The sequence below is a fragment of the Nocardia sp. alder85J genome (assembly GCF_020176955.2).
GTDB lineage: Bacteria > Actinomycetota > Actinomycetes > Mycobacteriales > Mycobacteriaceae > Nocardia.
Genome location: NZ_JAIUCZ020000006.1, coordinates 290,713 through 302,912, shown reverse-complemented (window position 1 = coordinate 302,912; position 12,200 = coordinate 290,713). Strand labels below are relative to the sequence as shown.

The 12,200-nt window shown below is 67.3% G+C and carries 12 protein-coding genes; 9 read left to right on the top strand and 3 right to left on the bottom strand.

Features of this window, described 5'->3' with window-relative positions; translation table 11 throughout:
• Positions 1–34: 34 nt before the first annotated feature.
• Positions 35–1,498 (bottom strand): aldehyde dehydrogenase family protein, encoded by a 1,464-nt coding sequence (locus LBW94_RS24615; RefSeq protein WP_225060070.1) that lies wholly within the window; start codon positions 1,496–1,498, stop codon positions 35–37.
• A gap of 210 nt (positions 1,499–1,708) precedes the next feature.
• Entirely contained in the window at positions 1,709–2,482 is a 774-nt protein-coding gene (locus tag LBW94_RS24610) for an IclR family transcriptional regulator (RefSeq protein WP_225060069.1), read from the bottom strand.
• Positions 2,483–2,653: 171 nt separating this feature from the next.
• Between LBW94_RS24610 and LBW94_RS24605 the strand changes: the two genes are divergently transcribed.
• The gene (locus tag LBW94_RS24605) at positions 2,654–3,637 is read left to right on the top strand and encodes a LysR family transcriptional regulator (RefSeq protein WP_225060068.1); all 984 of its coding nucleotides are present in this window, start codon (positions 2,654–2,656) and stop codon (positions 3,635–3,637) included.
• Between the two features lie 97 nt (positions 3,638–3,734).
• Positions 3,735–4,175 carry an alcohol dehydrogenase catalytic domain-containing protein gene (locus LBW94_RS24600; RefSeq protein WP_225060145.1) on the top strand — a complete coding sequence of 147 codons (441 nt, stop codon included), beginning with the start codon at positions 3,735–3,737 and terminating at the stop codon, positions 4,173–4,175.
• 51 nt (positions 4,176–4,226) lie between these two features.
• Here LBW94_RS24600 and LBW94_RS24595 read toward each other — a convergent pair whose 3' ends face one another.
• Positions 4,227–5,579 (bottom strand): phenylacetate--CoA ligase family protein, encoded by a 1,353-nt coding sequence (locus LBW94_RS24595; protein WP_225060067.1) that lies wholly within the window; start codon positions 5,577–5,579, stop codon positions 4,227–4,229.
• Between the two features lie 136 nt (positions 5,580–5,715).
• Between LBW94_RS24595 and LBW94_RS24590 the strand changes: the two genes are divergently transcribed.
• The 7 genes from LBW94_RS24590 to LBW94_RS24560 all read left to right on the top strand — a co-directional run bounded on the left by LBW94_RS24590 (position 5,716) and on the right by LBW94_RS24560 (position 11,704).
• The gene (locus LBW94_RS24590) at positions 5,716–6,294 is read left to right on the top strand and encodes an aldehyde dehydrogenase family protein (RefSeq protein ID WP_323137920.1); all 579 of its coding nucleotides are present in this window, start codon (positions 5,716–5,718) and stop codon (positions 6,292–6,294) included.
• 123 nt (positions 6,295–6,417) lie between these two features.
• Positions 6,418–7,515 carry an acyl-CoA dehydrogenase family protein gene (locus tag LBW94_RS24585; RefSeq protein WP_255634755.1) on the top strand — a complete coding sequence of 366 codons (1,098 nt, stop codon included), beginning with the start codon at positions 6,418–6,420 and terminating at the stop codon, positions 7,513–7,515.
• A 36-nt stretch (positions 7,516–7,551) separates the two neighbouring features.
• Positions 7,552–8,058, top strand: coding sequence for a MaoC/PaaZ C-terminal domain-containing protein (locus LBW94_RS24580; protein WP_225060065.1), 507 nt, complete (start codon positions 7,552–7,554; stop codon positions 8,056–8,058).
• 2 nt (positions 8,059–8,060) lie between these two features.
• Positions 8,061–9,272 carry a thiolase family protein gene (locus tag LBW94_RS24575; protein WP_225060064.1) on the top strand — a complete coding sequence of 404 codons (1,212 nt, stop codon included), beginning with the start codon at positions 8,061–8,063 and terminating at the stop codon, positions 9,270–9,272.
• Positions 9,273–9,292: 20 nt separating this feature from the next.
• Entirely contained in the window at positions 9,293–9,733 is a 441-nt protein-coding gene (locus LBW94_RS24570; protein WP_225060063.1) for a Zn-ribbon domain-containing OB-fold protein, read from the top strand.
• Positions 9,730–10,893: a CaiB/BaiF CoA transferase family protein gene (locus LBW94_RS24565; protein WP_225060062.1), complete on the top strand. Its 1,164-nt coding sequence runs from the start codon at positions 9,730–9,732 to the stop codon at positions 10,891–10,893. The genes LBW94_RS24570 and LBW94_RS24565 overlap by 4 nt, the downstream gene beginning before the upstream one ends.
• Positions 10,894–11,161: 268 nt before the next feature.
• Positions 11,162–11,704 carry a Dps family protein gene (locus LBW94_RS24560; RefSeq protein WP_225060061.1) on the top strand — a complete coding sequence of 181 codons (543 nt, stop codon included), beginning with the start codon at positions 11,162–11,164 and terminating at the stop codon, positions 11,702–11,704.
• Positions 11,705–12,200 lie beyond the last annotated feature (496 nt).

Here is a 12,200-nt window from a genome sequence, read left to right as displayed (position 1 = left end):
GCCGGTTCGACCTCGGGCATGCGGTCGGCCGTCGCTACAACGGCCACTGCATGTGCTTGATCTCGAAGAACTCCCGCAGTCCCTCCTCACCGCCTTCGCGGCCGATTCCGCTGTGACCCGGTCCGCCCCACGGTGCGTCGGCGCGCATGCTGCCGCCGCCGTTGACGGTGACCGTGCCCGAGCGCAGCCGGCGGCCGAAGGCGATGGCCTCGGCGGTCGGTCCCCACACGTTCGCGTTCAGCGCGTATCTGCTGTCGTTGGCCATCCGGACCGCCTCGTCGAGGTCGGCGTAGGGCATCACGACACCGACCGGTGCGAAGAGTTCCTCCTGGGCGATCTCGGACTCGTTCGGTACGTGGGTCACCAGCGTCGCCTCCAGAAAGAAGCCCTCGTCCAGCCCCGCCGGGCGACCGCCGCCGACCGGCAGTCGCGCACCGGATTCGCGTGCGCGGCTCAGGAAACCTTCGACCTTCGCGCGATGCTCGCCGGTGATCAACGGTCCCAGGACCGTATCGGGCGCCAGTGGGTCGCCGACGGTGAGACCGCGCAGGACCGCCACCGACCGCTGGACGTACTCGTCGAAGTCCGCTCGGGGCACCAGGGTTCGGGTAGTGGCGCCACATGCCTGGCCACTGTTGCGGGTGAATCGAAGGACCGACGCGGGCACCGCCCGGGCCAGGTCGGTGCCGGGCAGCACGATATTGGGGGATTTGCCGCCCAGCTCCAGCACGACCTTCTTCAACGTCGGCGCCGCCAGCGCCAGGATCTTGCTGCCCACCGCGGCGGACCCGGTGAAACTCACCATGTCGACCTCGGGAGCCTCGACCACCGATGTCGTGGTTCCCGGCGGCCCGAAGACCAGATTCACTGCGCCGGAGGGGAATCCGGCCTCCTCGAACAGTCGCACGATCGCCGAGGTCAGCAGGATCGCTCGTGGCGAGGTGACCAGCACCGTCGAACAGCCGGCCGCCAGCGCCGCGCCGAGCTTGTACGCGCACATCATGACCGGCACGTTGTAGGCGACGATGGCGGCCACCACGCCCACCGGTTCCCGCAGCAGCATGCTGCTGGAGGTTATCGGATCGTGGTCCAGGGGCAATGGCTGTTCGTATCCGTCGCGGGGCCCGCGGACCGCGGCGTCGGCGAACCACCGGATGAATTTGGCCGGCAGATCCACATGCAAGTCGGCCGCGCTGCTCACCGGAGTGCCGATCTCGGTGGCAGCCAGCGCGACGATATCGTCGCGCTGTGCCACGAGCAGATCCGCGAACCGGTGCAGCAGCGCACCGCGGTCGGCGGGGCTCAGCCGGCTCCACTCGCCGCCGTCGAAGGCACGCCGCGCGGCGGACACCGCCGCGGCCACCTGCGCCGGGCTCGTCGACGGCGTGAGAGCCAGCTGTCGGCCGGTACCGGGGTTGATCGAAGCGATCGGCTCGCCGTCACCGACGATCCAGCGGCCGTCGATACAACTCGCGGCCGCGCCAATCATGACAGTCATATTCAGGCTCGATCCTGGTCCTGGGGAACATATCCGTGGTGGGCGGATGTCCGCGCCCTCAATACCGATGCATAATATATTATGTTCGATATCTATGAAATCGAATGTGTGATGCCTTCGCCCCCGGGCCCCGTAGCCGCCGCGATTCCGTCGCCGGGCCCGACGCACGGCCTCTCCCCGTGGGCTGATCCGGCCCGACCCGCGGAGAATTCAGGAATTCGTCTGCGAATGCTGATCATTCGTCGAGGTCGGGGTCAGCTGTGCGGTGAGGGAGGCAGCTCGGGCGACGACGGCCCGGCGCAACAGATCCAGCAGCGGCTGAATGCGCGAGATCGGCCCGGCCACGGTGAGCACCGCGACATGGGTGCCGTGCCGGAATACCGGCGCGTTCACCCCGCCGAGATCGGGGGTGACGTCCTGGTCGGCGTAGGACACGCCATCCTGAGCGATACGTACCAGTTCGTCGTGGACCCGGGCGCGCAGGGCAGTGTCGGGGAGGCGGCGGCGCAGATAGTCCTCCCGGAACGCCGGGCTGCTGTAGGCCAGGAAGCAACGTCCGGCACTGGACGGATACAGCGGCCGCCGTTCGCCCGGCTGTGCCGAGAACCGCACGGGCCGGGTGGATTCGATGGTGTCGGCGTAGACGATCTGCTCACCGGCCCGCAGGCACAACAGCACGGTCTCGTCGAATTCGCGGTGCAGCGCCTCCATCGCCGGGCGGGCGATGCGCTCCACCGAGGCGGAGCGCGCGCCGAGTAGCGCCTCCACGGCGGGCCCCAGGGTGTAGACGCCGGTGTCGACGAGATATCCGGTCGCCACGAGGCCCTTGACGATGTAGTGGATCGAGGAGCGTGGCGCCTCCAGGGCGGTCGAGAGTTCGGCCAGTGTCATTCCGGCCGGGCTGCGGGCCACGAGCTCCAGAATCGTCACCACGCGGGACACCGTCCGGTGCTCCTGCGCGGGGCCCTGCTGTCTGGTCGGCATCGGCACATCCCATCACATGCCATGGTCGTCGATGTTCATATATGCGAACAATGTGTTCACACATGTGATGTAGCCTGGTGGGGCCAGTGGCGCACGTCATAGTTCGGGCTGTGAGGTGCGCCGGAACCGACGGGATCGATGCAGATCCCGGAGTTGATTCGCGAGGTCCAGATGGGAACGTTCAACCGACTCCACCTGATTCGGCAAGTCGATCTGTTCACGCTGCGCTTGTTCCTGTCCGCGATCGAGGAGCGGCAGATCGGCCTCGCTGCGATCCGTGAGAACATCGCCCCGTCCACCGCGACCAAACGGATCCAGATGCTCGAGGACATCGCAGGCGTCGAACTGCTCGAGCGGGGTCCCAAAGGTGTGGTGCCGAGTGCGGCCGGGCTGGTGCTGGAACGCTGTGCGCGTTCGATCTTCGGCGATCTCGACGCCATGCGCTCGGAGATCGCCTTGCTCACCGGAGCCGTGCGGGGCGAACTATCGATCGTCTCCGCACGGACCATCATCGTTCCGCTGCTGGCCCGCGTGATCGGTGAGTTCGGTGGCGAGTACCCGCAGGTCGAGCTGGCGCTGGAGGAGACCGAGAACGCCGACGTGGTCCGCCGGGTCGCGCGCGGCGACGCGGACCTGGGCGTGTTCGCCGCCGCGCATCATCTCGATCTCAGTGGCGTCGACGTCACCCCCTACCGGCAGGATCGCCTGGTTGCGGTGGTGCCGCCGAACCACGCGCTGGCCACGCGGGACGCGGTGGGTTTCCGGGAGCTGGCGGCCGGTGGCCTGATCGCGCCCAGCTCACTGCTGGGTGCGTTCCGTGCGGCGGCTGTGCGGCTGGGCATGGAGTTCGGGTCGCCGCATCGGGTCCGCAGTGGCGAGGTCGCCATCGGCCTGGTGCAGGCGGGCCTGGGGGTCACCGTGGTGCCGGAATGCCTGCTCGACTACGCGTTGCTGTCCCGGGTCGCAGTCCTGGATTTCGACGAGCACTGGGCGGTTCGCCACATCCATCTCGCAACACCGAGCGCGCGTCCGAAGAGCCCGGCCACGCGGGCGTTCATCGCACAGCTGCTGGACCGTCCGCTCGACGGCGACGCCACGGTGCGCGAGGTGCTGAGGACGCCGGCGCCGCCCACCTGGGTGATCCTCACCGACTGACGGGTGGGAATCGGTATTTCGAAAGGATCGAATCGGCGCTTCCCGATTATTCGATTGGACTCCGATGTGATGCGCGCTACGGTCGAGTTCCGCGGGCATTGTCGCGGCCGTCGGTCCGGGTGTCACTCGTGTGCGGCCGGGCGACCACGTGGTGACCTCGTTCATCGCCGCGTGGGGACATTGCCGGATGTGCGTCACCGGTCACCAGAACCTCTGCGACGCAGGCCATCTCAGCACCGTCGGTACCCGCCCCGACGGTACGTTCCGGATGCACGCGGATGGCCGGGGGGTTGCCCAGAACGCGTGTCTGTCCACCTTCTCGGAGTGGACGACGGTGCCGCAGAAGTGTGTGGTGCGGATCCCCGGCGACATCCCGTTCCGCACGGCCGCCATCGTCGGCTGCGCGGTGCCGACCGGATGGGGATCGTCCACACGCGCCGCCGATACCTATCGGCTCGACCAGGTCAATCAGGCGTACGAGGACATGCACGCGGGCCGGAACATCCGCGGTGTCATCGATGTCGAGGGTCGTCACTGATTCCCGGCTGTCCGTGGCATCGCAGAAACGCGGTGCCACGGATAAATTCGGTCAGGAACCGATCCGCTGCACCAGTGCCACCTTTCCGTGATCGGGGCGCTGCAAGGTCCCGTCCGGCACCAGCTCGACCACGGTCTTCACGTTGAGCGCCGAGCGGACCCGATCCTCGATGGCGGCCTTCAAACCGGCGCGGCGCTCCCTACTCAGACCTTCCGCGTGCTCGACGATCAGTGGCAGCGGCCGCTGGGTCGAATGCCCTTCGAAGTTCGCGCGGATCCGCATCTCGCCGGTGGTCTCCGGCCGCATCTCGACGATCAGTTGCTGTATCGCGGACGGGAACAGGTTGATGCCGCGCACGATCAGCATGTCGTCGGTGCGACCGACGCAACGCACCTTGTATCCGGTACGCCCGCACGCGCAGTCGGTGCCGGTGACCACTACGTGGTCGCGGGTGCGGAAGCGCAGCAGCGGGGAGGCCCGGCGGCGCAGCGCGGTGTACACCAGTTCGCCTTCGGCGCCCGCGACCGGGGCGACGACGGCGCCGCTGACCGGGTCGATCAGTTCCGCGACCATCAGGTCGGGGGACAGGAAGTGCATACCGTCGCCGGCCTCGCATTCACCCCAGTACGTGCAGGCGATATCGGTGCCGCCCAGCATCTCTCGGGAGGTCGCGTCCCACAGCGTCTCCAGCCGTTCCCGGATCGCGGGCAGGCCGCCGCCGGGCTCACCGCCGACGCTGATCGCGCGCACTCCCAGATCGCGGGCCGCCTGCCCGACGATCTCCGGTGCCCGCTCGGCCAGATGGATCAGGAAATTCGGCGTGCCGATCAGGGCGTCGGGGCGCTGGTCGGCCTGCACCCGCAGCAGCCGCTCGGCGCCGGCCTCGGCGCCGATGGGGATGTCGACGATGCCCATATATTGCAGGATCTGCACGATGGGCAGCCCGCCCACGAAACCCTTGCTCATGCCGAACCCGTGCAGCAGCCGGTCGCCCGGCCGGAATCCGTTGGCGTAGAGCGCACGAGCGCCGAGTTCACACCAGGTGTCGATATCGCTGCGGGTCAGTCCCACGTAGCTGGGGCTGCCGGTGGTGCCCGACGATGCCTGGATCTGCACGATCTCGTCCGCCGCCGCGGCGACGTGCGCGCCCAGCGGCGGAGTCCGCGAAAGGCTGTCCCGCAGTTCCTGTTTCTCGGTGAACGGCAGCGCCGCCAGGTCGGCGACGGTGCGCACCGCCGCCGGATCGACACCGTGCTCGGCGAATTTGGTGCGGTAGAACTCGCTGCGCGCGGCCAGATACCGGATCTGCTCACCCAGGCGTTCGTTCTGGATTCTCTCCGCCTCCGCCGGTGCGGCCCCTTCGATCTCGCTCCACCACGACTCCGAGAACGGAGTTCTGTTCATGTGATTCCTCCAGATTCCTGCCGGAATTCCCGGCCGGTGACTACCGTCGACCCGGTTGCGTCTCGTATGCTTCCGCATATTCGCGGGTGAACCGAACTCATGATATGCACAGCGCCGATGCCGCCGAAAGCCGAAAGTGGTTCGAATATCGGCAGGTCGCGATTGCGAAAAATTCAATCGGACTTCCGATGGGTGCCCGATAGCCTCGATCCGAGGTCCGCGCGATGCGTCCGGCCACGCATTCTTCGAACAATTCAGGAGCAGACACGATGATGTGGGAAGGCAGCTACGATCGCCTGTTCGTGCCGTCGGGGTCGAACACCATGGCGGAGCTGGTCACCACCGAGATGGGCTGCCCGATCACCCAGTCCCGGGCGACCCACGCGCAGCGTCCGCGCCCGATCCTGGACTCGATGATCGAGATCGGACGGACCTGTCCGTTCACGGAGGTCCGCATCGCGGATTCGGGCCGCGCCCGGGTGACCCGCGAGCCGGGCAGCACATCGGTGAGCTGTGCGGTGGCCTGTTGCGGCGCTGCACGCCGGACTCGGGCGGCAAGTCGGCGGCGATCGTGCTGGACGACGCCGATCTGGACGCGACGGTCGAGGCGGTGCGGGTCGGCGCGTTCCGCAACACCGGTCAGGTGATCCGTTCGATTCTCGCGAATCACCTGTTCGAAACTTGCCAATTGAATGCGATGTGCGGCGCCGATTAGCCTCGACAGCGACATCAGATCCGTTTCGCGGGCGCACGTCCGGTACTCTGGAGCGAGCAGACAATGAATTCGAATTTCCTGACCGAATCCCAGTCCTACTGGCTGGACGTGGTCAACAAATTCATGGATCAAGAAATCACCGTGGACTATGTGCGGCACTGCGATTCGAACCGCGAATATCCCTACGTAGCGTACGAGAAGATCGCGCGGCAGGGCTGGCTCGGGATTCTGATCCCCGAGGCGGCGGGCGGATCGGGCGGCGATATCTTCGACTACTCGCTGATGGCCGAGGGCCTGGGCAAGTTCGGCTTCGACTTCGCCTGCTCGGTGCTGGTCCCCACCTTCACCGCGATGAACATCATCAAGTACGGCACCGCCGAGCAGAAGGCGCGCTACGTCAAGCCGTTCATCGACGGGCAGATCAGGTTCTCGGTGTCCATCTCCGAACCCGACGCCGGCTCCGACGCCGCCAACACCAAGACCCGGGCGCGCCGGGATGCCAACGGCGACTGGCTGATCAACGGCCAGAAGCTGTGGTGCAGCGGCGCCGCGGCCGAGGACACCGTCATCGCCATGCTGGTCCGCACCGACCCCGACGACAAGCACGGCGGCCTGTCGGTGCTGCTCATCCCGAACGACACCCCCGGCGTGGTGATCCGGAAGCTGCCGACGCTGTCGCGGCACGCGACCGGCACCACCGAGATCTTCCTCGACGAGGTGCGCGTGCCGGGCGACGCGCTGCTGGGTGCCGAGGGTGAGGGCTGGAAGGTGATCACCGAACATCTGGAGCTGGAACGGTGTGCGGTCGCCGCGGCCTACGTCGGCAACGCCCAGGAAGCGGTGAACGCCGCGAACAGGTATGCGCACCAGCGCATCCAGTTCGGCAAGCCGATCTACGAGTTCCAGGTGCTCAAGCACATGCTGGCCGAGAACCAGACGCGCGTCGACGCCGCCCGGCTGCTGTGCTACCGCGCCGCGGCGCTGAAGGCGCAGGGCGCCGCCGCGGCTCGTGAGACGTCGATGGCCAAGCTGTACGGCTCGGAGACGCTCAAGCAGTGCGCCCTGGACGGCATGCAGATCCTCGGCGGCTACGCGAACCTGCCCGAGGCCGACATGGAGCGCTACCTGCGCGAGAGCGTGCAGTCGACCATCGGCGGCGGCACCTCCCAGATCCAGCGCACCATCATCGCCAAGTCGATGCGCCTGTCATCCGGCGCGTAATCCGCAGTCCCGCAAAATCTTCCAGGAGGACCCGAGATGGTCACCATCAACAATCGCATCGACATGCCGCTCGACGAGATCGAGATCGGCACCGTCTTCCGCTCCGGCGGACGCACGATCACCGAAGCCGACGTGGTGAACTACTGTGCGCTGACCGGTAACTGGATCGAGATCCATTCGAATACGCACTACGCCGCGCAGACCCGGTTCGGTGAGCGGATCGTGCAGGGGTCGCTGACCTATTCGCTGCTGACCGGCCTGATCCAGTTCGGTCCGTCGATCCAGGCGAACTACGGCATCGACAATCTGCGCTATCTGAAACCGGTCCGCATCGGGGACACCATCTATGCCACCGCCGAGGTGATCGGCAAGAAGGACAAGGACGACGCGTACGGGGTCGTCACATTCCTGATGAAGGCGCTCAACCAGGACGGTCACGTCGTGCAGAAGAGCGAATGGAGCCTGCTGATGCTGCGTAGGCGGGACGATCTCGACGCACTCGTCGGCTCTTCCGTGCCCACCGAGCGGCCGAAGGACCGATAGCCGTGCCTGCCACTCCGGTCGCCGCGATCATCGGCATGGGCGATGCCTACGCCGCGCGGGACAACCGCAAGGATCCGATGCAACTCGCCGTCGAGGCGACCTACGCTGCCCTGGCCGACGCGGGCATTCGCAAGGAACAGGTCGACGCAGTCTTCACCGGCCGCTCGCCCTGGGCCGACAAACGCTCGCAATGGTCGAACATCTTCATCTCGCACATGCACATGCCGGTGACCATCGACAGCGAGATCACCATGCACGGTGCGGGTCTCACGTCGAGTATCGCGATCGCGGCCCAGATGATCGCCGCGGGCCGGGCCGAATACGTGCTGTGCCTGCAGAGCGACGCGACCGAGCTGTTCGTGGATGCCGTGGCGATGGGAGCGGAGGCGGATTCGGACCCGCAGGTGGAGGGGCCCTACGGCGCGACCATTCCGTCGCTGTATGCGCAGGCGGCGTGCCGGTATCTGCACGAATTCGGTCTCACCGAGGCCGATCTGGCCGACGTGGCCATCGCGAATCAGTGCTGGGGTGTGCGCCATCCCCACGCGGCCAAGGCGCGCTTCGGTGAGATCGACAGGGAGAGGGTGCTGACCTCGCCCTACGTCGCGACGCCGCTGCGGCGATGGATGTGTTCCACCTGGGGCGGTGGGACCGGCGGCGCGCTGATCGTCACCGCACCCGACAATGTCGGCGACCGGGACGACGTCGTCTACGTTCACGGATACGGCTCGGCAACCACCCACGAATATCTCACGGATCGAATGAACCTGCGGCACAGTCGATTCCCGGGACTGGGAACGCTACCCAACTTGACCCACACCGCGACCGCCGAAGCGGCCCGGCAGGCGTGGAGCATGTCCGGTCTCACCCCCGCCGACATCGACATGCTGCAACTGTCGGTGAATTTCGCGCACATGGGCCCGATCGTGCTGGAGGATCTCGGGTTCGCGAAGAAGGGCCGCGGCATCGACATCTATCGCGAGGGCCGCACCGGCATCGACGGTGATCTGCCGGCCGACACCAACGGCGGCTGGCTGTCGTTCGGGCAGCCCGGCATCTCTTGCAATATGGACAGCCTCGTCGAGGCCGTCCGGCAACTGCGCGGCACCGCGCTCGGCGCGGCACCGGCGCGGCGGCCGGAGACGGTGCTCGTACAAGGAGCCGGCGGCATGCTGGCCGCGGGCAGCGTCATGCTGCTGTCGTCGGCGGCCTGACCGGTGGAAAGGACAACGACATGAGCGACACCCCCGCATCGGACGGCTGGCCGCGGCCCTACCCACAGCTCGATTCCGAACCGTACTGGCAGGCCCTCGCGGACGAGCGGCTCACCTATCAGCGCTGCGCCGCCTGCGACGAATCGGTGTGGCCGCCGCATTCGCGCTGCCCGCACTGCGACGCGGCGGCCCTGACCTGGCAGCAGTCGAGCGGGGCCGGGACCGTGTACTCCTACAGCACGATCGGCCGCGGGCCGACGCCGGTGTGGGCGGCGATCGTGCCCTACACCGTCGGATTCGTCGAGCTCGCCGAGGGCTATCACCTGTTCACCCAGATCGACGGTGACCCGGCGACGATCGAGATCGGGATGCCGGTGCGGGTGCGCTTCCTCGAGCGCGGCGACCGGAAGCTGCCGGTGTTCACCCGCGCGGACACCTCACCGGATCGGAGCACGTCATGACATGCGATCTGCCGCTGGCCGGAATCACCGTGGTCGAGCTCGGCGACAGTGCCTCGGCGCCGTTCGCGGGCAAGATCCTCGCGGAACTGGGCGCCGAGGTCTGGAAGGTGGAGCGGCCCACCGGCGACTCTTCCCGGGGCTGGGGCCCGAGCAGGTGGCAGGGCAGCGGCGCGGCCTTCCACGCACTCAACCGCGGAAAGCGTTGCCTGCGTATCGATATCAAGGATCGGGACCAGCTGACCAGGCTGCACGAGCTGATCGCCACTCGTGCCGATGTGTTCCTGCACAATCTGCGGCCGGGTGCGGCGGCCCGTTACGGACTCGACGCCGACAGCCTGCGAATCACCAAACCGGAGTTGGTGTATGCCGAGGTCGGCGCGTTCGGTCACGCCGGCCCGATGAACCTGCTGCCCGGATACGACCCGCTGATGCAGGCGTTCTCGGGAATCATGAACATCACCGGCGAGGAAGGGCAGGCGCCGGTGCGCGCCGGGGTGTCGATCGTGGACTTCGGTACCGGGATGTGGGCGGTGATCGGCATGCTCGCCGCGTTGTTCCGGCGGCAGGCCGAACACGTCGGCGCGACGGTGAACAGTTCCTTGCTGGAGACGGCCATCGCCTGGATGAGCGTCGGCATCGCCAACTACGCCGCAGACGGCGACCTCGGCGGCCGGCACGGCTCCGGCGTCGCGTTCATCGTGCCGCACCGCGCGTACGAGGCCGCCGACGGTCATCTCGTGATCAGTTGCGCGAACGACACGCTGTTCGGACGCCTGAGTGCGGCGCTCGGCCACCCGGAGTGGGCCGACGATTCCCGATTCGCCACCAATGCGGGGAGACTGACCCACCGCGTTGAGATCGACCGCCTGATCGGCGAGCGGATCGCCACCCGGACCCGCGAACAGTGGCAGCGGATTCTGCAGGAGGCCGGCATCCCCGTCGCACCGACCCAGGACACGGCCGAGATCGTCGCGCACGAACAGACCCGTGCGCTGGGCATCCTCGGAAAGCCCAGCGAGGACGAGATCGCGGTGGTCGGCTTGCCGCTGTCGTTCGACGGCCGCCGTCCTGCCCCGCTGCATTCGGCCCGCGATATCGGCGCCGACAACGATCTGCTCGAACAGGTGGCCTCGAGCGAAGTCTTCGCCACGGAGAAGTGAATGAGCTGCGAAATCGAAACCAGTGCCGAATTGCACGTATCCGGAAGCGCCGCGGTGGCACCGGGATCGGCTGTGGTTGGCCGGCCGGCCGGGTGGCGGCTTGTTCCGGCACTCTCGGCGGAATGGCCCCGATGCCCTGGGGCGATATTCGGTTCCGGATAAGTTGCGGTGCGGTAGCGCGTGCGTCCGGCCCGGTGCGGTGCCCCTACTCTCGAGAAGGCGCCAGGGGCGCCATTCGCGGAGGTGACCTCGACCGGAAGGAACGAGCATGGCTGTGCAGGCTGCGAGCAAGTCGAATTCCAGCAGGTCTCAGACCACTCTGAAATCGAAGCGACGTTCGGAGGCGGAACTCGGCGCGGGTTTCACAGCCTCCCGCCATCTCGCTGCGGCGTTGCAGCAGATGCTGGTGGATCTGATCGAGATGTCACTTCAGGGCAAACAGGCGCACTGGAACGTGATCGGCCACAATTTCCGTGACCTGCACCTACAACTCGACGAGGTGGTGGCGGTGACTCGCGAATTCGGCGACACCATCGCCGAACGGATGCGGTCCCTGCACGTGGCCGCCGACGGCCGCACCGACACGGTCACCGCCACCACCAGCCTCCCGCCGTTCCCGGCCGGTGAGCAGAACGTGGCCACGGTGGTGGACCTGATCACGTCCCGTCTGCACGCCACTATCGACACGGCTCGCAAGATCCACGACAAGGTCGACTCCGAGGACCCGTCCACCGCGGATATCCTGCACCAGGTCATCGACTCGCTGGAGAAGCTGGCCTGGATGGTCGGCGCCGAGAACCGGCGTGCCTGAGCCCGGATCCACCGACGTGATTCGTGGGGGTCCGTGGGCCCGGCGGGGCACATGGGGATAGGACCGGCCCCTGGTCAGCGGATTTCGTTGGGTACGTTGGTGGTTGAAGCGGGATTCAACCACCCGGAGCCGACACCGCGGCCACCGGCAGGAAGGTACTGACCCGGGTCCGGTGCGGCGGCTGTTCTGCCATCCGATCAGGTGCCGCCGCGAGTGGCGCGGCGGCACCCGACGATGACCGGGAGCCGTCGGATTCGGATCCGGACGATCACCCGCCGCACGGCCCGGGAATCTCCTACGCTGTCGCCGATTCCGAAGTCGTTGTCCGACAACGACTCCTGCCCGGCCAGCGGTGCGCCCGGCTGGATCGACTTTGTTCACCCCGCCCTGGCTGTACCGGCCCGACGGCGCCGTGGTGAACCTGGCCATCGAGGTCCGGGTGAGTCGGAACGGAGCACCGCAGGGCCTCGGCCAGGACGAGGGTGCCGGCCGCGAC